We start from the raw sequence: 23,040 nt of genomic DNA, 5'->3' as shown, positions 1-23,040 counted from the left end.
AAATGGAAAAATGGGATTTATATAATGCAAAACGGGAAAAGTCTGGAATAACAGTGTGCCGTGGAGAAATCATACCCAAAGGGCTGTATCATTTATCTGTGAGTGTATGGATCGTCAACCAGCAGGGGCAGTATCTTTTATCACAGCGGCATCCGAAAAAGCAATACCCTCTTTATTGGGAATGTACGGGTGGTTCTGTACTTTCCGGGGAAACCAGTTTACAAGGAGCAATCCGAGAGGTAAAAGAAGAATTAGGAATACTGCTTACTCCCGGAAGTGAAAAATTGATTTATCAGAGCAGACGGGAAAATGTGCAGGATTTTTACGATGTTTGGCTATTTCATAAGGATATAAAGATTGAAGAAATGCGTTTACAGGAAACAGAAGTTGTGGATGTTCAATGGGTAAATCCAGATAAGTTATTTGAGATGTTTCGCCTGAAACATCTGCACCCTCTAATTACCTATGTAGATCAGCTAATAGGCTGAAAAAGCGCCGGGCGCAGAGGTATCAAAGCCTCTGCATCTGGCGCTTCTTTTTTGTCCTTTTTCCCGCATTTAGAACCCCGTTTTGCGGGGAACAGGATAACTTTATCCACCTGCCTGCCGGCCATGCGGAAAAACCCTTGATTTCCGTGGACTTTTAACGCCCTAAATGCGTAGACAGGAGGTATCTTTTCCGCTGGCGCTCAGCCTTTTAATTCCGTGTTGCACATGAGGCGGAAATCTTACTGCACCAGACAGCGAAGAATCATTTTGACGAACTGGGAATCAAAAAGCTCCCCTCTGTCAAATCTCTCCGAGAGGAATACACCGATCTTCTGGAACAAAAACGGAAAGCCTATTCTGCCTATAAGCAGGCCAAAAATGATATGAAAGAACTTCATAATGTTCGGGCCAATGTGGAATATCTATTAGAGATTTCTTCCCCACCACATGGAGGTTGTAGATAACGCAAGTGATGAAAACAACGAAAATACAAGGAGAAAGGCAACTGTTGTACCTATTAAAATAGAATATGTGTGAGAGGACAAGCCTTTCAATAATGTAGACGTTCAGAAATGAGCGTCTATTTTTATACCCAAAATGAAAGGAGCATTAGATTTTATGAAAAAGATGTTAAAACGATTGTGTACGGGCTTCTTAGCTCTTGCAACTGTCGTTACTGCTTTACCGACTACACCCGTCCATGCAGAAAGTAAGCAATACTGGACGGAAAGTGCAGAGCGTGTCGGTATCATTGAAAAAGTAATGAATGACGGTTCTATCGGTTCGACATTCAATGAGGGCTATATGAAAGTCGAGGGCGAAACTGCCTATTGTATCGACATCAATACAGATTTTAAGAATGGTTACAAGACCAGAGCTGACGCAAGCTCACGTATGAGTGCCAACCAGATTTCAGATGTGGCGTTATCCTTAGAGTATGTCAAACAGTATGGCGAAACTCACAAGGAATTGAACTACAAGCAAGTCTATCTGTTGGAACAATGTGTGGTCTGGCAGAGATTGAGCGTACATCTTGGCTGGCAGTGCGACAACGTGCGAGCTTCTTATGATGAAATTCCAAAAGCTACGCAGGACGAAGTTTTCTCTGGTGCAAGAGCCTTTGTCAAAGAGAATAAAGGACGCTATGAATGTGGCGGTTATATCTACTCTGGCGAGGGGCAGGAATTGGGACAATTCTGGGCGAAACTCAATGTTGGAAATGCGAAACTTCAAAAGACTTCCAGTAATACCAGCATTACAGACGGTAACGGGAATTACTCTATCGCTGGTGCGACATACGGTGTCTTTGCTGATAAGGACTGCACGAAACAGCTTGCCACCCTTACGACTGATGAAAACGGAAATACAGATGTCGTAGAGGTAAAGGCTGACACAGTCTATATCAAGGAATTATCCGCACCAGCAGGATATAAGGTTGATACAAATATATATTCCTTAAAGGTTGAAGCTGGAAAGACAGCGACCTTGAACGTATCAGATACACCAAAGGTAACAGACACTTTGATTGAACTCTTCAAGATTGATATGGAAACACAGAAAGACAATCCGCAGGGGAACGCTTCTTTAGCAGGTGCGGAATTTACATGGAAGTATTATACTGGCTTCTACAATAAAGACAATCTCCCTGCCGAAGCTACAAGAACATGGGTTACAAAGACAATCGCCGAAACAGACAGCGACGGTACAATCCATTATGTTACAAAATTAGCGGACACATACAAAGTATCTGGCGACAGTTTCTATATGCAGGACGGCAAGGCAGTTCTTCCACTTGGAACACTAACCGTAGAAGAAACAAAAGCTCCAAACGGTTACTTGCTGGACGGTGCATATATGCAGGCTGGCGATAAGTCCGAACAGATTAAGGGCTTATACCTTACACAAATTACAGAGGACGGCGACCTTGCCGTACTTACTGGAAGTAACCAGTTTTCCGTATCAGACAAGGTTATCCGTGGCGGTGTCAAAATTCAGAAACGAGATTTAGAAACGGGCGATACAAAGCCACAAGGAAGTGCTACTTTGAAAGATACTGCCTTTGACATCATTTCCTTAAATGATAATGCGGTATTGGTTGAGGGCAAGTTATACAAGAAAAATGAAGTGGTAAAGATAATTCGTACCGATATTGAGGGTATCGCTTCTACTTCTGCTGACCTCTTACCTTATGGAAAATTCCGTATGAACAATGAAAAAAGCAGAAACGCAGGAACAGGAATTTTTAGAAGTTTGTTCTTCTTACGACCATGACCTTTTAACTGGAAAAAAAGAAATGACATTGAAAGACTATGAACGAATTACTTATTTAGTTAGTTCTCTTGGGTATAGTCAATATCTTCAATTCCTTATTGGAAAATATATGGACTTAGCACAAGCTGACGAAGAACGAGAAGAAAGAGAACATGAAATATATTTGGAATATCCAGAGTATTATGAGGACGAGGGAATTTTAGAAGAAGAAGAAAAATGGCTGGAAGAATTTTTAAATCAACTTCCAGAGAAGAAAAGAGAATATTTTGAAAAACTTATAAAAGAGAGTTAAAGCTACTAAAAAAGTTACTGTATTCAGATGTTCTGATCACAGTAACTTTTTATCATTATACAAGGGAAAACAAATGCTAATAGACAAAATATTTTTTTCGTAACTTACATTTTCAATTTTACCGTCAATCTTTTTCAGCAATTCCTTTACAATATACAAGCCTAGACCAGAACTTCCTTTGGTGCGTGATTTATCAACAGTATAAAACTTGTTAAATAATAAGTTTACATCAATATCATCAAGGGATTTTGTTGAATTTTTAATTGTGAACACTCCTTTTTGATTGATAGAAACTTCAATGTAATTATCTGAATAACGAAGTGCATTTACAATTAAATTTTCAATAATTCGTTTACAGATAAGGTTATTTCCGTATATCCATACAGGAGTATTTTCTGTTTGAATGGTTGGTTGGATTTCTCCAAATTCATAATACTTTTCAATTAAGCAATCTGTAACAATTCTATTTATGTCAACACGCTCACATTCAACATCAACTTGCTCATTTTCTATCACAGATAAATCATAAAACTCTTGTACTAAATCCGTGAGATAATCTGTTTTTGCCTTAATGATTTTAATGCATTGTCCTTGTTCCTGTTTATCTTCACATTCTTGCAGAAGTGTTAAATAGCCTTGTATAGATGTCAAAGGTGTTCTTAAATCGTGGCTTATATTAGATATAGACTGTTTTAACTGTTCTTCTTCCTGCTTAATTTGAACCTGTAATTTTTTATGTAGATTATCTTTTTGATTGATTGCATAAGCTAATTCTTCAATGTCCCTATTTGATAAAGATACTCGTATTTTCCGTTGTTGCTTTATTTGCTTATTTATGTTGCGAATTGTTCTGATAATAGAGAATAAGGAAAATGCTAATATGAAAATAAAGCAAATCAATAAGAAATATAACATATTCGCATTTCCCCTTTCTGTTATGATTAGCGTATTTCTTGCTTTCTTAGTATCAATGCTGAAACAAGAAATGTAATAATTACAGTTCCCACGAAATAAATCAAAATATTGATTTCTAAATTATTTATCATATTATAAGAACAGGTATTCATCCAGTAATACATAGGATTTATTTTTAAATAGGTTAGAACTCTCCATGATTGAGTTGACATATTATCCCATGTCATCATATAGATAAGCGGTCCGCTAAATGTAAACAATGACATAGCACCTACAACGATTGCCGTATGTTTGAATATTACACATAACATAAGTGTAATTCCGATAAATGCTCCCATAATCATACAATTTAGTCCTGCAATTTTTAGCATTGGAAACAGTTGTATTGGAATATTAAATTTCGCACATTCTATTATAAATGCAATCATAATAAATGAAAAGTATAGAAATATACTGGTAATCGAAATCACAATATATTTCGCAACAAAAAACTTAATTCGGCTTTGTCCGCTTGCGATTGCAATTTTAATTGTTGAATCCGTATATTCTCTTGAAAAGAAAATGACAGAAAATATAAGAACAATCAGCCAGAAAAATACAGTATAAGATGTGGCTGTCCTTATTATTTCTTCAATCAATGGGTGTGCTGTATCGCTATAAGCACGAGCAAGAAATCCAACAGTTTCTCCTATTTTCCATGTTTCGTCTAAACTTGAACTTGATGCCACAAATTGTTGCTGACCGCCTATGGAGAAAATTCCAAAGACTGCTAAAATCAAAGCAAAGGTTAAGTACAATGCCTTTGTATGAAATAACTTATAAAATTCTGCTCTTATTTGATTAAACATTTTTTCGTCCCCCTATTAGATTTTCAAAGTATGTTTCCAAATTTTCTCCTTGCACAGAAATTTCATCAATAATAACTCCATTACTGGATAGTAATTTAGAAATCATTCTTACATTATCTAAGCACTCGTATATCCGAATAGAATTATCGGGGTAAACGGAGTAATTGTTAATATTTCCCTTTTGCTCTAATAAAAGAGTGGTTTTTTGGATATTATCTGTCCTTAAACAAATATGGCGTTTACATTCTTCGTTTAATTCTTCGGTAGAAATTTGTTTCAAAAGTTCTCCTTTATGAAGAAATCCGTAACAGGTAGCAAGCTGATGTAATTCACTTAATATATGGCTGGATATTAAAATCGTTACCTCTCGTTCTTTTACTAATTTTTTAAGAAGTTCTCTTAATTCAATAATTCCTGTTGGGTCAAGTCCGTTGACGGGTTCGTCCAAAATCAAAAATTCTGGCTCGCCTAATAATGCAACGCCTAAAGCAAGCCTTTGTTTCATTCCTAAAGAAAAGTTTGCTACTCTTTTTTTACCAGCATTGGATAAGCCTATCAACTCTAGAGTATCGGTAATACATTTTTTATTTGGAATACCTCGTTGTATTCTTTGTACTTCCAAATTTTGAGAAACTAGAGAGTTATTGATTTCAATATCTCTATATGTCAAAGTATCATTTTGACAGGACGTATTTGAAGTCCTTTTCAAATTTGCTTCAATACGAGCAAGAAGCTCATGCAGGTCAAACGGCTTAGTCATATAATCATCAGCACCTAATTTTAATAAATCTATTTTTGTCTGTACCATTGTTTTGGCGGAAACAACAATGACAGGAGCGTTTGTAAATTTACGCAATCTCTGTAATACATCATTTCCATTTAACTTCGGTAACATAATATCAAGTATTATTAAATCTGGAACAAGCGATTTACATAATTCTATTCCCTCTGCACCATTCAAGGCATAATGAACGATATATTTATTATTTTCTAAGAATTTTGCAATCATATTGCAAATGTCTATATCATCTTCAATAATAGCAATTTTATTCATGTGATTTCATCTCCTTTAATTAGATATTGTATCATAAGGTTTTTATGCTATCCACATCAAACAAAGAAGTCTATGGTACATTTAGAAATTATTTAGAAATATACTTTATGATTTTGGAAAATAATTTTGATGTGTAAATCAAGGAGTATGTTTCATGGAATGTTTTAAAGAAATCTATCGGCTATAAATGGAAAAAGCAATCAATAAAATCGTTAATTAGATATATAAATTCATTCGCTCGTGCAAACAGTCTGTTTTGTGCGGGCTTTTTTCATTCTGGAAAAATTTTGGATTTTTTGAGTTCTCAACTTAACAAATCACACCTGCCGTTCCCTATATGGTGCGGAAAGAGGGAGAACCACTTTTCACGTCATAGCGGAAAGGGGGTGAGATTGATGAAACCGTCTGACTTCCAGAAAACAGTTCAATGCCGTTTTGAAAGTTGTTTGAAGAAAGTTGTCCGTCATGTTGTTAAGGACTACCAGCAGAAATTAAAACGACGACAAGAGAAAGAAACGCTCTTTTGCGAACTCCCAGAAATCGTTGTAGAAAATCTGGCTGTCTGGGACGATTATGAAACGGACTATACGATTTTCAATGTATGCGGTTACGATATTCGTGTTTATGATGATGAATTGGCAGAAGCCTTGCGTAAACTACAATCAGCACAACCGCAGCGCAGCACAGAAAAATCCCGTCAATAAGATTTGTCTGCTTTTGGTTTTCAGCGTTCCAACGGAACGCGCAGCCATTGCCACCGGCAATGATCTCAGGGGTTTGGGGATATGTCACCAACAAGCATTAGCAGGAATTCCGGAAACGGGATTTCTGCTAAATACGCAATCTTACGTAAGATTGCATTGCTTGCGAACTTGTAAAATAGGAACAGATTCTTGACAAAACTCACTGCACATCATATAATATAACAGTGATATATAACAGTGTTATGGAGGTGAACAGAATCAAAGAAAGTCAGACTACTTTAGAACGTATCCACCGGGCAGCGAAAGCGGAATTTTTAGAAAAAGGATACAAAGACGCTTCCCTACGAAATATTGTGAAATCCGTGGGAATGACCACCGGTGCTTTTTACGGTTACTATAAAAGCAAAGAAGAACTCTTTGAAGCCATCGTTAGTGAGCATTACGAATATATTCTCAACCGTTTTATAAAGGCGCAACAGGAGTTTGCCGAGCTTCCTGCTGTACAGCAGCCGGAAGTCATGAGTGATATTTCGGGGCTTTGCATGGATGATATTCTTCATTATGCGTATGAACATTTAGAGGAATGTAAACTGCTTCTCTGCTGCTCGGAAGGAACAAAATTTGCAGAGTTTATTGATGAAATGGTAGAAATTGAAACAAATGGAACCCATGCCTATCAGAATGTTTTAAGGAGACTTGGAAGGCCCTCTCCACGTATCGATCCTTCGCTGGAGCATATTCTGATCACCGGAATGTTTCATACTTTTTTTGAATTGATCATCCACGAAATGCCGCTCAAAGATGCCGAAAACTACGTCAGAGAAATGCGCACCTTTTATACAGCGGGATGGATGAAAATTATGGGGCAGTAATGCCTTATAATTTTTACTTAATAGTTAGCTAGAGCTAACTCGAATTCGGATATTGTAAGAACATAGACGTGTTCTCTTTATCATAAACACAAAGAAAAGGAGGAATTTTTTTGAAAAAACAATCCAATTTATCACGCCTGCTGGAAATTGCAGGCAGCCATAAGTACCTGACCTATGCTTCTTGGGTGCTTTCTGCAATCAGTGCCCTGATTGCTCTGGTACCCTTCTATTACATCTGGAAAATGATCAAGGAAGTACTGGAGGTGGCGCCGAATTTTGGCCAGGCACAGAACCTGACCGGTAATGGCTGGATGGCAGTATTGTTTGCGGTTATAGCGGTGCTTGTCTACATAGCAGGGCTGATGTGTTCCCATTTAGGGGCATTTCGTATCGCCACAAACCTGCGTATCCAGACCATGGAACATATTGTCAGACTTCCCTTAGGTTTTACCGAAAGTTTTGGCAGCGGAAAACTGCGCAAGATCGTCAACGAATCCAGCGCAGCCACTGAAACCTATCTCGCTCATCAGCTTCCCGACAGAGCCAATGCCATTGCAACCCCCTGTGGTCTTTTGGTGCTGTTGTTTGCATTTGACTGGAGACTGGGACTGTTGAGCCTTGTTCCGGTTGTGCTGGGATTTCTGATCATGATGACAATGACCGGAAAGCAGATGCAGGAAAAGATGAAAGAATACCAGAATGCGCTGGATGATATGTCCAACGAAGCGGTAGAGTATGTCCGTGGGATTCCGGTGGTAAAAACCTTTGGCCAGACGATCTTTTCCTTTAAGAAGTTTAAAGACTCCATTGACCGGTATAAAGTATGGGTGATTGCTTATACCAAGCAGCTTCGGACACCGATGATGTTCTATACAGCTGCGATCAACGGAGTTTTTGCCACACTGATCGCCGGAGGACTGTTGCTTACACAAGACGGTGTGACTTCCGGTTTCTTACTGGATCTCATTTTCTATATCATTATTACGCCGGTTATTTCTGTCACACTGACACGCATTATGTTCCAAAGTGAAAACGCCATGATCGTAGACGACGCTTTACAGAGAATTGACAGTGTTTTGAATTTGAAGCCTCTGGAGGAAACGAAACATCCAAAGCATCCTCAAAACGCTTCCGTGGAACTGAAATCGGTTCATTTCAGCTATGATGGAGAAAAAGAAGTATTAAAAGATATTTCACTGACCATTCCTGCAGGGCAGACGGTAGCTTTTGTAGGCTCGTCCGGCGGTGGTAAGACAACCCTTGCCAACCTAATTTCCCGATTCTTTGATCCCCAGAGCGGAATGGTAAAAATCGGTGGTGTTAATGTGAAAGACATCCCAAAAGAGGAACTCATGAACACGGTGTCTTTCGTATTTCAGAACAGCCGTCTCATCAAGGCGTCCATTCTGGAAAATGTGCGTATGGGAAAACCGGAAGCTACCCGTGAGGAAGTTCTGACTGCCCTTCATCACGCGCAATGCGATGATATTCTGGAAAAACTCCCACAGGGTGTGGATACGGTCATCGGTACAAAGGGGGTCTATCTTTCCGGTGGAGAGCAGCAACGAATTGCCATTGCCCGTGTGATGCTGAAAAATGCTCCGATTATTATTCTGGATGAAGCCACTGCCTTTGCTGACCCGGATAACGAAAGCCGTGTACAGGCTGCTTTCTCAAAACTTTCCGAGGGAAAGACAGTGATTATGATTGCCCACAGGCTTTCTACCGTAACAAATGTGGATCAGATTTTTGTCATTCAGGACGGACAGGTTGCCGAGTGCGGGAACAGTCGTGAATTGCTTGCAAAAGACGGCATTTTCAGCCGTATGTGGAAAAATTACCAGACTTCCGTGCAATGGAAGGTAACAAAGGAGGTGCAGTGATATGATCAAAAAACTGCAGAAAAAATATGCCCTGTCTGAACAGGGAGCAAAAGACCTGATCAAAGGCTGCCTGGCCTGTGTCCTTCAGAATCTGTCTTTTATGTTTCCGGTGGGACTTTTATATTACCTGGTCAGCGATCTGATGAACGGGGGTGTTCCCGGTGGGAAAATTCCATTTTATGTGGCAGGCTGCGTGGTGTGTATCGGCTTGATTCTGCTGACCACTTTCTTTCAATACAATGCGACCTATTTTGCCACTTACAAAGAAAGCGGTATCCGCCGCATTACCCTTGCAGAGCATCTGCGCAAAATCCCCCTTTCCTTTTTCGGAAAAAAGGATTTAGCCGATCTTACCAGTACCATTATGGCGGATTGCACCTTCCTGGAGCAGAGTTTTTCGCATTTTATCCCTGAGCTTGCGGGTTCGATCATTTCTACGGTTCTGATTTCTATCGGTCTGCTCTTTACGGACTGGAGAATGGCACTGGCTGCCTTATGGGTTCTGCCGGTTGCCTTTGCGATTGTGGGATTTTCCGCAAAGATTCAGGAAAATCTGAATCAGAAAGCGATGGATGTGAAGATGGCCTGCGCAGACGGGATACAGGAGTGCATTGAAACGGTTCGTGACCTGAAAGCGAACAACGCGGAGCAGGCATATTTAAAAGGTCTGGAAAAGAAGATCCGTGCCGTGGAGCATCGTTCCATCCTCAATGAATTCGGCCTTGCTGTTTTTGTGGTTTCCGCATCGCTGGTGCTGAAGCTTGGTATTGCAACGGTTGCGCTGGCAGGAGCTGTTCTGCTCATGCAAGGAAGCCTCTCCGTGCTTACATTCTTTATGTTCCTTCTGGTAGTATCCCGTTTATATGACCCTCTGCAGGGCGCACTCCAGAATCTTGCGGCAGTCATCAGTACACGAACCAACATTGCCCGTATGAATGAAATTCTCGATCATCCGATCCAGCAGGGCAGCGACAGGCTTTCCAATCAGGGGTATGATATTGTCTTTGACCATGTTGGGTTTGCCTACAATACCGGAGAAACCGTATTGAAAGATGTTTCCTTTACGGCAAAACAGGGAGAGGTTACGGCTTTGGTCGGCCCATCTGGCGGCGGAAAAACAACCGTATCCCGGCTGGCAGCAAGGTTCTGGGATATTAACAGAGGAAAGATTACCGTGGGAGGCATGGATGTATCCCGAATTGACCCGGAAACACTGCTTTCTCTGTATTCCATCGTATTCCAGGATGTTACACTATTTGACAATACGATTCTGGAAAATATCCGAATCGGAAACAAAGACGCCACAGATGAACAGGTCTTTGCTGCTGCGAAACTTGCCAATGTGGATGAATTTGCGGAAAAACTGCCGGATGGATGGCATACCAATATCGGGGAAAATGGCTGTGAACTTTCCGGCGGAGAGCGCCAGCGTATCTCTATTGCCCGTGCATTTCTGAAAAATGCGCCGATCATTCTTTTAGATGAAGCTACTGCTTCCCTGGATGTGGAGAATGAAACTTTGATACAGACAGCCCTTTCCCGTCTGATCGCAGATAAAACTGTTCTGGTCATCGCCCACAGGATGCGTACCGTAGCAGGAGCAGATAAAATTGTTGTCCTTTCTGATGGCACCGTGGCAGAAGAAGGATCACCAAAGGATCTGGAAGAAAAGAATGGTGTATATGCCCATATGGTAAAACTGCAGACAGAAAGCCAGAATTGGAAACTTGCGTAAAGAAGGAGGAAATGTAATGAACAAGAACCATTGTAAGCAGGAAAATATCCGACTTGGCACCCACGGAGAAGACTATGGAAGCTGGATGTCCAACCCTGTCTTTTACATCATTGGCGGAATCGGAGTTTTGGCCGCTGTGCTGGCTGTCCTCTCTTTTTATGTATTACATGTCGCTGTTCTTGGTGTTCTGTTTACTGTTATCACAATCGCACTTTTGGTTTTGCTGATCTGGATCACATGGATCAGGCGGCAGTATGCCTTTGGCGGTGGCGGAATCATGGAACAGGTTCATCGAGTCGTTCTCTCTCATCTGGACTATGACGGTGAGGGGAAGATTCTGGAAGTAGGCTGCGGCTCCGGAGCATTGACAATCCGTTCAGCTCTGACATGGCCGAAAGCAAAAGTGATCGGTGTTGATTACTGGGGCGCTGTGTATAATCACAGCAAAGCACTCTGCGAGAAGAATGCTGCCAGGGAGGGCGTGGCTTCCCGCTGTGTATTTCAGCACGGTGATGCGAAGCAGCTGGATTTTCCTGATGAGAGTTTTGATGTAGTCATCAGCAACTATGTCTATCACAATGTTATGGGTGCTGATATGCAGAAACTGCTGCTGGAAAGCCTGCGGGTATTGAAAAAAGGCGGCGTCTTTGCACTCAACGATGATATGAAACCAAAGATGTACGGTGACATGGAAGGTTTTGCGCAGAAACTACGAGATATGGGGTATGAGGAAGTACGACTCGTTGACACTGCACAGGAAGCTTTTGGCTCCCACCGTCGGGCTGCCATGATGATGCTGGGGTCTTCCCGGCTGCTTGTCGGCAGAAAGTAATGTATCAAAACAGGAGGTTTGGCTATGTCCAAGTTAGGAGTCGTGGAGGACACCCTGTTTGTCCCTATGCTGGGAAGAATTTATGCTGCTGAGCATTGCCCACAAATTTTATATGATAAAAAGGCGTTGGAATTGAAAAATAGGCTACCGTTAAACTTGATTGAACAGAATATGCAGAACCAGTATACCCTTTTGGCCTCTGCTTCCCGGTCTGCTAATATGGATCGGATTATTCGGGCTTTTCTGGAACGCAGACCGGACGGTGTGATTGTACAGCTGGGCTGTGGTCTGGAGACAACCTATCACCGATGTGATAACGGAAAGACACACTGGTATGCCGTGGATCTACCGCATGTGATAGAATACCGGCGAGATCTTCTTCCCGAACCAGAGAGGGAATTATATATTTCCGGGGATGCCTTTGCAAAGGATTGGATCAAAAAAGTTCGCAATGATGTACTTGATGCTCCTATTCTCGTTACTGCAGGCGGATTATTTCATTATTTTGAGGAACATAAGGTCATTGCCCTTCTGCGTATGATTGGGCAATTTGGAAATATGGAAGTTGTTTTTGATACCGTGAACAGAAAAGGCATGGCAATGATGCAAAAGAAGTACATGAGGCAGGTAGGCCATGCCGATGCGCAGATGTTCTTTTATGTCGATGCAGTGGAAGAACTGGCGGCAAAGATCGGGGGTAATGCAAAGGTGATTGCGGATGAACCATACTATCGTTACATCCCTAAAAACGGCTTAAAGATGTCCACGAAGGTCAGTATGGCGGTTTCTGATCGGTTCTGCATGGTGAAGATGATACAGTTGAAACTATAGATGCTTTTGCGTGGAAAAGAAAAGAGGTTAAATCTTGTTATAACATGTAATAAATGTTACCACAATCAACTCTACAATGATTTGTTTTCCAATAAATTAGAGCGATGATGTATTACTCAAATAAAAATTAAGCACAGAGTGATTCTTTCTAATTGGTAACTAAACTACTTAAAAAACTATTATATAATTAGTTTATATCAACTGATAGGGAGGTGGAAATGAGCATGAGTGAACTCCACAAACCAGAATGGTACGGGGAATGTGCTATAATTTCTGATAAATATAATGATTATGTTCAAATCGAATATAAATGTAATGGAACAGGTCGTCTCTATGACTACACTCTTTTCCCTGGTATTGACTTAATTTTTATGGATTTTAACTGCTCAGATACATTCCATGAGCCTATTCCTAATAAGAATATCATCGAAATCCGTCATTACCAAAAAGGACGCGTTGAGTTTGAGCTAAGAAATAATAAAGTTTTCCACATGAAAGAGGGAGAATTTTGCATCAATGCCCTTGCTAATATTCCAGCAGCCTATTCGTTTCCTTTTGGATATAGCGTAGGATTAAGCTGTGTGATCGATAAGGAATCTGTCGATGCGGAAACACAACAAATTTTTTCGTACTACAACATTGATGTTCTAAATCTCGGACGAGAATTGGAATTAGAAAAAAAGTGGTTTTTATGTCGGACACCACAGCGGTTGTTACATATCTTCGATGAATTGTACGCTGCAAAAGGTGTTGAAGGGCAAGATTACTTCCGCATCAAATTATTGGAACTCTTTTATCATATCAAACAACTGCGGATAGAAGATCAATATGAGGCAACATATTATGCTAAAGAGCAAATTGAAATCATCAAACGCATCCGTCAAGAGCTTATAGAAAACCTCGACAAAAAAATATCCATAGAAGAACTCCTGCGAAAAGAACCAATGAGCAAGGTCACATTTCAAGCTATTTTCAAGCAGATTTATGGTGATACGCCCTATGCTCATATCAAAAAGTATAAAATGAATCTTGCGGCTGTTTATTTGCAGGAAACAGATCAATCAATCACTCAAATAGCTGGTGAACTTGGTTATTCAAATATTAGTAAGTTTGCGAGGGCTTTTCAAGAAGTGTTTGGAATGCTTCCAAAGGATTACCGCAAAGCAAAAAAGTGATTTAACTTTTGGGCTGTTTTTCTGATTCGTTTTTTCCTTTGGAGTAGTTAGGGAAAACAAACTGATGTAGAATGGCAGTATGGTTAGCAACCACTAACCATACTGCCATTCTATTTTTAAGGAGGGTTCTAAAATGGAACAAACGGTGAAGAAAAAATTTGGCATTCGTGACATTATGACGATTGCCGCAATGATGGTAATTACTTACCTTGTCGCAATGGTTATCGGCTCCGTTACGCTGCCTTTTCCGGTGGTGTACCTGTACGGTTCTGCCGGTATTGATGCTTTTATTGGAGCAATCTTTTATCTGGTTGCAGCAAACCGCGTCAACAAACATGGCCTTCTGTTTGCGTGGGCCGCAGTCTACGGGATAATTCAGGGCGTCATGGGCTATATGTTCCTGATTCCATATTTCCTGGTGGTAGCACTCATTGCCGAGCTAACCATGATTGGCAAGGATACATACCGCAATGCTGTCCGCAACCGGATCGGCTGGACGGTAAATGCCATCGGCAACTTTGTCGGTTGCGCCGTACCGCTGTGGTGGGCGTGGGACAGCTATCAGGAAATGGCTGCAAGCAGCGGGTTTGATGCAAATACTCTGAATATGCAGTTCTCTATGGTGACTTCTCCGGCACTGATGCTTCTGGGTATTGCCATTACTGCGGTTCTTGCCATCCTCGGTACATTGTTCGGCCAGCGGTTGCTCAGAAAGCATTTCCAAAAAGCGGGCATTGTAGGATGATGGCCGAAGAAAAAAAGCAAAGACGGATTGACCGGATCGATGGGCGCACAGTTCTTTTCCTGACGCTGTGCGCCTGTATCGTGACCTTTTTTGCAACAAGTTTTTTAGGGCATGGGATTTTTACCTTTTGGATTTTTTTGATCCTTTGCTGGTTCGGCTTATATAAACAGGCCCTGGGATGCTTTGCGGTCTATTTAGTGGCGATTGTATGGCTGATGATTGAGACGAAATATCAGATCAGCATCCCCTCTCCGCTGCTACTCAGCATGATTTACAAGCTGTTACTGCCCGCTATGCCAGCCTATCTTCTGGCGAAAATCCCGTCCGGGAAGCTGACAGCCAGCTTGAGGAAAATGCCGATCCCCACCCGTATCATGCTTGTTTTGATCGTCATGCTCCGCTTTGCTCCGACTGTGCTGCATGAATTTGGAGAAGTCAGGGAAGCCATGAAAATCCGTGGCTTCTTAAAATCGGTTGGCAATGTTTTGAGGCATCCAATGGACACATTGGAATACGCCATTGTTCCGATGGTGTTCCGCTCCTTAAAGATCGCGGACGAGTTAGCCGCTTCTGCCATTGTCAGGGGAATTGAAAGCCCCTACAAGAAAGAAAGCTACTATGTCAGCCGGATCGCTGCGCTGGATTACTTTTTGATTGTTGTCAGCGTGGGAGCTGCCGTGTGCTGCTGTCTTTTATAGGAGGAATGGAATGGGAAAAGAAATTATGATCCGTGACCTGACCTTTTCCTATGGCGGGAACGGAAATCAACTGGAACACATATCGTTAGACATTGCCGCTGGGGAGGTCATTGTTATGACCGGCCCATCAGGGAGCGGGAAAAGCTCTTTGACGAGAGTGATTAACGGCCTGATCCCCTACTTTTACGAGGGGGAATTAAGCGGAGAGGTTTTTGTGGACGGAAAACCGCTGAAAGAGATTCCGTCCTGGGAGCGCGGCAAAATCGCAGGGAATGTATTTCAAGACCCCAGGAGCCAGTTTTTTGCCAATGAGGTAGCTGGTGAGATTGCTTTCGGCTGTGAGAACTATGGGTATTCCCATGAGGAAATTCGGAACCATGTTCACCGGGCAGCGGCAGACATCAAAATTCAGGACATTCTGGATCACAGTCTGCACAGCCTGTCTTATGGGATGCGCCAGAAAGTTGCGATTGCGTCTGCGGAGGCGATTGACCCGGAAATCTATGTCATGGATGAACCGTCCGCCAATCTGGATATTGCATCTACCTACCGCTTTGCAGACATTATCCGCGCTTTGAAGCAGCAGGGAAAAACCATCATTATAGCGGAACACCGGCTTTACTATCTGATGGATCTGGCAGACCGCTTCCTGTGTGTGCAGAAAGGGAAAATTGTGCGGGAATTTACCGCGCAGCAGATGAAAGCCCTGTCCAATGAGGAAATCCGGGCGCTGGGGCTTCGCACTCCTGACCTGCACCAGATCGAGCAGGCAGAAATCCCGTCTGCGGCAACCAGCGAGGTTGTTCTGGAAGTGAAAAAGCTGAACCACTCTTTTGGTGAGACGATTGTGGCAAAGGATGTTGACTTTCAATGCCGCAAGGGAGAAGTGGTAGCCCTGATCGGCCCTAACGGGACGGGCAAAAGCACCATAGGACGAATCCTGGCAGGGCTATTGAAAGAGAAATCCGGCGAAGTCGTTTTGTTCGGAAAGCATTGTAGATCGAAAGGCCGCTTGGGAAAGGTCTGGTACATTCCCCAGGATTTAGACAGCCAGCTTTTCGGTGAGGACCTGCTGGATGAACTGACTACCGGCGCAGAGGTCAGCCCGGAGCGGAAACAAGCAGCGGAAGAAATCTTGGAAGCCTTGGAACTGATGCCGTTTGTCAAACAGCATCCCTCCACGCTGTCAGGAGGGCAAAAGCAGCGGCTGGCCCTTGGCGTGGCGCTGATGCACGAAGCGCCGATCATCGTACTGGACGAACCGACAAGCGGGCTGGACGGTACGAATATGCGGAATGTCAGCCGGATGATCCGCAAGCTGGCAAAGATGGGACGCACCATTATCGTCATTACCCATGACGCGGAGTGTGCGCTTGCCTGCTGTGAGCGGGCAATACGCCTGGAGAACGGCTGCATTACCGATGATTTTCAAATCAGAGGCGCAGAGCTTCTTTTAGACAAAATTGGATATGACAAAAAGGAGGGTTAGAAATGGCACAGCAAAACGAGAAGCAGCCGAAAGCGAAAACCGGACTGGCACGCTGCCTGGAGCTGGCTTCCGGCCATAAAGGGCTGGTGTTCCTGGCAGGTTTTTTGGCGGCGCTGGCTGCGATCTGTTCTTTTGTACCGTACTTATCAATCTACTACATCATTCGGGAAATCCTGTTTGTTTACCCGGATATGTCGCTCTTGAATGTTTCCACGATTTCGACCTGGGGATGGCTGGCCCTGGCTGGAATTTTGGGGAACATCGTATTTTACTTTTTTGCCCTGTTGTGTTCCCACGTTGCGGCGTTTGGAACGCTTTATGAATTGAAGGTGGCCTTTGCCGACCACATCATGCAGATTCCCCTTGGGTATCATCTGACCCTGGGCAGCGGCAAAATGAGAAAGATCATGGACGAAAACATTGAAAGCGTTGAGAAATTCATCGCTCACCAGCTCCCGGACTTTGTGGCCTCGCTGGTCGCACCGCTTGTTCTGGTCATCATTCTTCTCGGAATTGACTGGCGGTATGGAGTGGTTTGCCTGGTCGGTATTGTTCTGGCCTTTATTGTGCAGTTTGCAGGCTTCAACGGAGAAGCAAAGGAAAAAATGCACCGTTTCCAGACCGCTCAGGAAAACATGAACAGCGCCTCCGTGGAATATGTGCGCGGTATGTCGGAGATCAAAGCATTTAATCAGACCGCCGATTCCTTTAAGCGGTTGAGCAAATCCATTACAGACTATACCTCTTTCGTGTTGGAATACGCATTGGGCTGGCAGAACTGTATGCCTGCTTTTACCACGATCATCAACAATATTTATCTGCTTTTGATTCCGGTGGGTGTTCTGATCGGGATGCATACTACGGATTTCAGGGAGTATTCGCTGACATTCATTTTCTACCTGATTATTGTCCATGCGATTTCCGGTGTTCTGAATAAGATCATGTATATCTCGGAGTCCTTTACGCAGATTGACGGCAGCGTGGAGCGTATGGATGAAATCCTGCGTATCCCGGTCCTGCCCGAAAAGAGTACGGCGGCAACAATCGAAAACTATGGGATTGCTTTCCGGGATGTCAGCTTTTCCTACGAAGCCGATTCCCAGGTCAAGGCCCTGTCTCATGTTTCTTTCTTTGCGGATCAGGGCAAGGTGACAGCCATTGTCGGCCCCTCCGGTGGCGGTAAGAGTACCATCGCCAGCCTGATCTCCCGGTTTTATGATGTGACGGACGGAAGTATTCAGATCGGCGGCGTTGACATTCGGGATATTCCGCTGGATGCGCTGATGGATAAGGTCAGCTTCGTATTTCAGGATACGTTCCTGTTCAAGCAGAGCATCCTGGATAACATCCGTATGGGAAATCCAGATGCTACGGAAGAACAGGTGATTGCGGCGGCAAAGGCTGCAAGATGCCATGAATTTATTGAGCAGCTTCCGAACGGGTATCAGACTGTAATCGGCAGCACCGGCGTCCATCTTTCCGGTGGTGAGCGCCAGCGGATTGCCATTGCAAGGGCTATCGTAAAAGACGCGCCCATTATCGTTCTGGACGAGGCAACTGCGTTCAGCGACCCGGAGAACGAGTACCTGATTCAAAAAGCCTTTGAAAAGCTGATTCAGAATAAAACGGTTGTAATGATCGCCCATCGCCTGTCTACGATTCGTAATGCTGACCAGATCCTTGTCATGGAAAAGGGCTGTCTGATTGAATCCGGCACCCATGACGAGCTGCTGAAGAAGGACGGAAAATACGCGCAGATGTGGAGCAGCTATACGGAGTCGATCAACTGGAAAATTGGCACAGGAAAGGCGGTGTGATCTATGAGTAAGTTGAAAGAAAAGTTAATGCTGTCGGAGAAAGGCTACTCCGACCTGAAAAAAGCGATTACGGCCTGCACAATAACCAATATCGCGCTGTTGCTTCCGTCTATGGTAGCCTGCCTGCTCTTTTGGGAGTTGTTAAAGCCGTTTACTGGAGAAGCAATTTCGTGGGCCGCGTTGTGGAAGCTGCTGGGCCTGGGGCTGGTGGCGGCTATTCTGGTGTTCCTGGCCGCGAAAAACGATTATAGGAAAACCTATATTGCTTCCTATAAGGAGGCCAGCACGACCAGACTTCGGATCGCGGAGCATCTTCGCAAGCTCCCCATGAGCTTCTTTAACACAAAGGACTTGTCCGACATTACCACCAACATGATGGCGGATTGCAGCAGCATGGAATCCATGCTCAGTAGTACCATCCCGCCGCTGATTGCGAATATTATCTCTGTTACTCTGACTTGTATTTGTCTGGCGTTTTTTGATTGGCGCATGGCCCTGGCTATCTTCTGCACAATGCCGGTCACATTCCTTATCATCTTGGGCGGGCGCAAGTTGCAGCTTCGTCTGTTTGACAAACAGGTGGATGTGAAGCTGGAGGCGTCCAGCCAGATTCAGGAATACCTGGAAGGTATCAAAATCATCAAATCCTGCGGCCTTGGCGGTTCCCGCTTTGATGCGTTGGATAAAGCACTCCAGGCCATGAGAAAAATCGCCATTAAGGTGGAACTGGCCTCCGGTATTCTGGTTCAGGGAGCCAGCCTGATCCTGCAAGCAGGACTTGGCATCACCATTTTCATTGGAACGGTGCTGATAACCGGCAGCAAAATTGAACTGCTCCCCCTGTTGGTGCTGCTCATGTTCTCCACACAGATTTACGGCCCGATCCTTGCCATTCTCTCACAGTTGACCTCTCTGTTTCATTTGGAGACTGTCACCAACCGTATGCGTACTCTGCTGACCACGCCCGCTATGGAGGGCGAGGATAAGGATGTATCCAAGTATGACATTGAACTGAAAGATGTCACTTTCGGATATAACCAGGACGATGTTATCAAGGATGTGTCTTTTTCTATTCCTGCTGGCAGCGTAACGGCCCTGGTAGGGCCTTCCGGCAGCGGCAAAAGTACGATTTCCAAACTGATCGCCCGCTTTTGGGATGTAAGAAAAGGCCAGATCACCATTGGTGGTATGGATGTCAGCACCATTGAACCGGAACACCTGATGCGCTGTATGTCCTTTGTATTCCAGGATGTGACCCTGTTCAACGATACTGTTTTTAACAATATCCGTGTAGGCAATAGGAACGCTACCGAGGAGCAGGTCATGGCGGCGGCAAAGGCGGCATACTGTGACGAATTTATCCAGAGATTGCCGGACGGTTATCAGACTGTCCTTGGAGAGAACGGCAGCACGCTTTCTGGTGGTGAGCGTCAGCGGATTTCCATTGCCCGCGCGCTGCTGAAAGATGCCCAGATCATTCTTCTGGACGAGGCAACCGCATCCCTTGACCCGGAGAACGAGGTTTTAATCCAGCGGGCCATTGCAAAACTGGTGGAGGGCAAGACGGTCATTATGATTGCTCACCGGCTTCGTACCGTTGTGGATGCCGACCAGATCATTGTCCTCGACAATGGAAAATTGGTGGAATGCGGCACACATGATGAACTGATGAAGAAAAAAGGTTTGTATCACAAGTTGTTCTACATCCAGCAGGAGAGCCTTGGCTGGGCGGTATAACCTTTGAGGATAGGAGGTCCTATGAAGATTCATGCGTCCGGGGAGGATTATCTGGAGGCTGTGCTGATACTCCAAAAGAAACAAGGCATGGTCCGCTCCATTGACCTTGCCCGGCACATGGGCTTTAGCAAACCGAGTGTCAGTCATGCGGTGGGCGTTTTGAAAAGCGGCGGTTTTCTGACTGTGGATGATGATGGATTCCTCCATCTGACCGCCATAGGTCTGGGGATTGCCGAGAAAATCTATGAACGCCATTTGTTTTTTACAGAGCAGCTTGTTTTTATGGGAGTTGATAGGAATATCGCCGAACAAGACGCCTGTCGAATTGAGCATGTTATCAGCGATGAGTCGTTTCAAAAATTGAAAGAGACTTTAGAGAACGAAAGAGGTGGTGACAGCATGGGAAATTAGCAGTGCTTGACTTGTCAGAGTCCGGTGGAGATATTGCCGAGAAGCTGTTTGTCTTACTTGATGAAAAACAGCAAAAAGAACTGACTTCTTATGTTATTACCAGAAATATACAGGATTGTTCTTTTTCCGGCAGTCTTCCTGATGTCTTCAACAACTCTCCTGCACAGGCAGATTCTATACAGACATTAACAGAAATCCGGGACGGCGATTTGTATTTCTGCCTGGAAGGGAGAACGGTATGTATCCGCGATCAGGAAATTGATCTGACTGCTAAAGAGTTTGATGCTCTCCATCTTCTGATTATCAATCGGAGGCGGGTACTGACTTTTGAAACCATCGCTTACCATGTGTGGGATGAGGATTATATAGATGTCACGGCGCAGGCCATCCATAATCTTATGAGCCGATTGCGTCAGAAACTTCAAATCTCCCCTGATGTGCCAGAATACGTAACCAGCGTTCGTGGTGTTGGATATAAATTTAATTCTCAAAAAGTCAATAATAAAAAATGAGAATATTGGAGTATTCTGAAAGACAAGTACAAGGAAGCTGATAGTTATACCTTATATAATGTCCCCAAAGAAACAGATTGGGGGAAATATTCACACATATTGACTGATCTGTTTATGTTCCCCCAGATATGGGGGCGAACATGTGCATTGGGAAAGTCTTATATTTCCACAGGAAACGACAACGATATAATCAAATATATTTTTGTGCCGCAGCTCAAAAGGCTGCGGCGCTTTTTGTATCGACATATTTTTATCTTTTCTCCCCGCAATCATCAAATTGTTCCATTTGGCGCGCACCTATAGCAAAACAGGTGCGCGCTTTTTTCTTATCTGCGGATCATACAAGCCTTCCGGCTGCCTGTGTTACAGAAGGCTGTCCGGGATGCCGCTCCCCGCCCTCTGATTTCGATTTTGCTTATCCACTCAAACAAATTGAAATTGGAGGAAATACCCATGAAAGAAATCAATCTGCGGGACTATTACCCGTTTTATACATCGGATGTGATCGTTGAAGTGCCGGATGAAGTCGCTTTGCTGCTTCGGGAGTATACTTTGCTGGAAGAAGCGTACCGGATTCGTACATACCGTTATCAAGCATTTTATTCCCTGGAAGGACACGAGGGCATAGAGAGGGATGCGCTGATGGACCAGCCCACACCAGAGGAAATTTTAGAACAGCAGCAGACGTCGGAACTGATTTTCAAAGGATTGTCTGCCTTGTCGGAGAAACAGCGCCATCGAATTTATGAACACTTTTTCCTCGGTATGAGCAAAGCTGATATCGCCAGGAAGGAGGGCTGCTCTGAAAACTCTGTAAAAGACAGTATTCGTCGTGGCCTTAGGAGTCTGGAAAAATATTTTGAAAAAAAATTATAAAAGGCCACGTCGTTTTACCCGAAAAATGTACTACTTAATAGAGGGACATATTCGGTAGGACAAGCCTGACGGGTGTGGCCGTGCAGCATGCTCTCCGGCCCGCCCTAACTGAAATACTGTCATAACTGCCACGCCCCTCGCCTGCTCCTTGACAACCGAATATACGCTGTTACAGGTACTTCATTCTGTGTTCCGAGCGGCAGATGGGACGGCGCGGAGACAGGCAGCCGAGGAGGTGATGAATCAGGCTGTCCGAGCGATCAACGTAACCCACAAAACCGGCTGTGGCAGGCCGGGCGCGATGACGGCGCAGATCATAATGGTACTTCTTCACGGCTCCCTAAAGACTTGGGGAGAGTTCCTGCGGCGTTTGCTTGCTCTGGCAAAGCGGCGGCGTATGCGGGGCTATGATGCGGCAAAGCTGACCGCAGCCTGTAACAGCCCCAGCTTTGTATATTCAGGGCTTGCCGGGGGTGCGTGGCAAATACGGCAGACAGAATCGAAATCAGATACAATGGGCCGGATTTATGTGCTTAGTAGCCGTGGGTCCGGCCTATTCATGTGGTTTTGATAACCAGGAATTTTCAGGAAGGAGCTGATATTATGGAACACACGCCTGCTGTTGGCGGAACCGATACATTGGTAGACATTCGGGATGTTACGGTTGACAGGGAGCTTTCCCGTGAGGACCGGATTGCAGAATTTGTCCGACAGATCAAAAACCCTTACCGTTTCAAGTGCGGACAGTTTACCGTCCACGCCAGTTTTGCTTCCGGCGGCGCCACGCTGGAGGAATGTATCAAAGGAATCCTGCGGTAAGCCGGATATTTTTCAGTAAGGGGCTGACTTTCCCGC

Annotated in this window: 21 protein-coding genes and 2 pseudogenes; 20 read left to right on the top strand and 3 right to left on the bottom strand. The window is 44.0% G+C overall.

Going from position 1 to position 23,040, the window contains the following annotated elements; genetic code table 11:
* Positions 1-2: 2 nt before the first annotated feature.
* The 3 genes and pseudogenes from NE665_RS05455 to NE665_RS05445 all read left to right on the top strand — a co-directional run bounded on the left by NE665_RS05455 (position 3) and on the right by NE665_RS05445 (position 3,051).
* On the top strand, positions 3-488 hold the full coding sequence (locus NE665_RS05455; RefSeq protein WP_223385983.1) for an NUDIX domain-containing protein: 486 nt from the start codon (positions 3-5) through the stop codon (positions 486-488).
* A gap of 618 nt (positions 489-1,106) precedes the next feature.
* Positions 1,107-2,693: pseudogene (locus tag NE665_RS05450) on the top strand (SrtB-anchored collagen-binding adhesin); the annotation flags it as partial.
* Positions 2,694-2,697: 4 nt separating this feature from the next.
* Positions 2,698-3,051, top strand: coding sequence for a hypothetical protein (locus tag NE665_RS05445; protein ID WP_005361149.1), 354 nt, complete (start codon positions 2,698-2,700; stop codon positions 3,049-3,051).
* A gap of 36 nt (positions 3,052-3,087) precedes the next feature.
* Here NE665_RS05445 and NE665_RS05440 read toward each other — a convergent pair whose 3' ends face one another.
* Genes NE665_RS05440 through NE665_RS05430 form a run of 3 tightly spaced genes read right to left on the bottom strand, consistent with a single transcriptional unit; the run spans position 3,088 to position 5,868 of the window.
* Positions 3,088-3,966: a HAMP domain-containing sensor histidine kinase gene (locus NE665_RS05440; protein WP_004611592.1), complete on the bottom strand. Its 879-nt coding sequence runs from the start codon at positions 3,964-3,966 to the stop codon at positions 3,088-3,090.
* A gap of 26 nt (positions 3,967-3,992) precedes the next feature.
* Positions 3,993-4,814 carry an ABC transporter permease gene (locus NE665_RS05435; protein WP_004611593.1) on the bottom strand — a complete coding sequence of 274 codons (822 nt, stop codon included), beginning with the start codon at positions 4,812-4,814 and terminating at the stop codon, positions 3,993-3,995.
* Complete coding sequence (locus tag NE665_RS05430; RefSeq protein ID WP_117442466.1) at positions 4,807-5,868, bottom strand: response regulator; 1,062 nt, start codon at positions 5,866-5,868, stop codon at positions 4,807-4,809. Before NE665_RS05430 ends, NE665_RS05435 begins: the two co-directional genes overlap by 8 nt.
* Positions 5,869-6,263: 395 nt before the next feature.
* Here NE665_RS05430 and NE665_RS05425 point away from each other — a divergent pair.
* The 17 genes and pseudogenes from NE665_RS05425 to NE665_RS05345 form a co-directional block, all read left to right on the top strand.
* A pseudogene (locus NE665_RS05425) lies at positions 6,264-6,527 on the top strand (hypothetical protein); the annotation flags it as partial.
* Positions 6,528-6,829: 302 nt separating this feature from the next.
* The gene (locus NE665_RS05420; protein ID WP_347285919.1) at positions 6,830-7,444 is read left to right on the top strand and encodes a TetR/AcrR family transcriptional regulator; all 615 of its coding nucleotides are present in this window, start codon (positions 6,830-6,832) and stop codon (positions 7,442-7,444) included.
* Positions 7,445-7,554: 110 nt separating this feature from the next.
* The gene (locus NE665_RS05415) at positions 7,555-9,327 is read left to right on the top strand and encodes an ABC transporter ATP-binding protein (protein WP_117442464.1); all 1,773 of its coding nucleotides are present in this window, start codon (positions 7,555-7,557) and stop codon (positions 9,325-9,327) included.
* 1 nt (position 9,328) lies between these two features.
* A complete protein-coding gene (locus NE665_RS05410) occupies positions 9,329-11,062 on the top strand; it encodes an ABC transporter ATP-binding protein (protein WP_117442463.1) in 1,734 nt (577 codons plus the stop codon).
* A 16-nt stretch (positions 11,063-11,078) separates the two neighbouring features.
* On the top strand, positions 11,079-11,894 hold the full coding sequence (locus tag NE665_RS05405; protein WP_055158882.1) for a class I SAM-dependent methyltransferase: 816 nt from the start codon (positions 11,079-11,081) through the stop codon (positions 11,892-11,894).
* Positions 11,895-11,918: 24 nt separating this feature from the next.
* Positions 11,919-12,725: a class I SAM-dependent methyltransferase gene (locus tag NE665_RS05400; RefSeq protein WP_055158881.1), complete on the top strand. Its 807-nt coding sequence runs from the start codon at positions 11,919-11,921 to the stop codon at positions 12,723-12,725.
* 218 nt (positions 12,726-12,943) lie between these two features.
* Positions 12,944-13,900 carry an AraC family transcriptional regulator gene (locus NE665_RS05395; RefSeq protein ID WP_220431385.1) on the top strand — a complete coding sequence of 319 codons (957 nt, stop codon included), beginning with the start codon at positions 12,944-12,946 and terminating at the stop codon, positions 13,898-13,900.
* 133 nt (positions 13,901-14,033) lie between these two features.
* The gene (locus NE665_RS05390) at positions 14,034-14,645 is read left to right on the top strand and encodes an MptD family putative ECF transporter S component (RefSeq protein ID WP_025654297.1); all 612 of its coding nucleotides are present in this window, start codon (positions 14,034-14,036) and stop codon (positions 14,643-14,645) included.
* On the top strand, positions 14,642-15,343 hold the full coding sequence (locus NE665_RS05385; RefSeq protein WP_025654298.1) for an energy-coupling factor transporter transmembrane component T: 702 nt from the start codon (positions 14,642-14,644) through the stop codon (positions 15,341-15,343). The genes NE665_RS05390 and NE665_RS05385 overlap by 4 nt, the downstream gene beginning before the upstream one ends.
* A gap of 10 nt (positions 15,344-15,353) precedes the next feature.
* A complete protein-coding gene (locus NE665_RS05380) occupies positions 15,354-16,832 on the top strand; it encodes an ABC transporter ATP-binding protein (RefSeq protein WP_117442461.1) in 1,479 nt (492 codons plus the stop codon).
* Positions 16,833-16,834: 2 nt separating this feature from the next.
* Positions 16,835-18,649: an ABC transporter ATP-binding protein gene (locus NE665_RS05375; protein WP_117442460.1), complete on the top strand. Its 1,815-nt coding sequence runs from the start codon at positions 16,835-16,837 to the stop codon at positions 18,647-18,649.
* A gap of 3 nt (positions 18,650-18,652) precedes the next feature.
* Positions 18,653-20,386: an ABC transporter ATP-binding protein gene (locus tag NE665_RS05370; RefSeq protein WP_055158875.1), complete on the top strand. Its 1,734-nt coding sequence runs from the start codon at positions 18,653-18,655 to the stop codon at positions 20,384-20,386.
* 21 nt (positions 20,387-20,407) lie between these two features.
* Positions 20,408-20,797, top strand: a complete 390-nt coding sequence (locus NE665_RS05365; RefSeq protein WP_055158873.1) for a metal-dependent transcriptional regulator — start codon at positions 20,408-20,410, stop codon at positions 20,795-20,797.
* A gap of 2 nt (positions 20,798-20,799) precedes the next feature.
* Positions 20,800-21,309: a winged helix-turn-helix domain-containing protein gene (locus NE665_RS05360; RefSeq protein WP_204987885.1), complete on the top strand. Its 510-nt coding sequence runs from the start codon at positions 20,800-20,802 to the stop codon at positions 21,307-21,309.
* A 453-nt stretch (positions 21,310-21,762) separates the two neighbouring features.
* The gene (locus NE665_RS05355; RefSeq protein WP_055158871.1) at positions 21,763-22,185 is read left to right on the top strand and encodes a sigma-70 family RNA polymerase sigma factor; all 423 of its coding nucleotides are present in this window, start codon (positions 21,763-21,765) and stop codon (positions 22,183-22,185) included.
* Positions 22,186-22,486: 301 nt separating this feature from the next.
* Positions 22,487-22,756 (top strand): hypothetical protein, encoded by a 270-nt coding sequence (locus NE665_RS05350; RefSeq protein WP_147324006.1) that lies wholly within the window; start codon positions 22,487-22,489, stop codon positions 22,754-22,756.
* A gap of 32 nt (positions 22,757-22,788) precedes the next feature.
* Complete coding sequence (locus tag NE665_RS05345; RefSeq protein ID WP_117442459.1) at positions 22,789-23,004, top strand: DUF6870 family protein; 216 nt, start codon at positions 22,789-22,791, stop codon at positions 23,002-23,004.
* The last annotated feature ends 36 nt before the right edge of the window (positions 23,005-23,040 follow it).

Origin of the sequence: Clostridium sp. DFI.1.208 (assembly GCF_024463855.1) — a bacterium.
Taxonomy (GTDB): domain Bacteria; phylum Bacillota_I; class Bacilli_A; order Erysipelotrichales; family Erysipelotrichaceae; genus Clostridium_AQ.
Note: the sequence above shows the minus strand (reverse complement) of the source record. Positions and strands in the feature narration are given on the sequence as shown.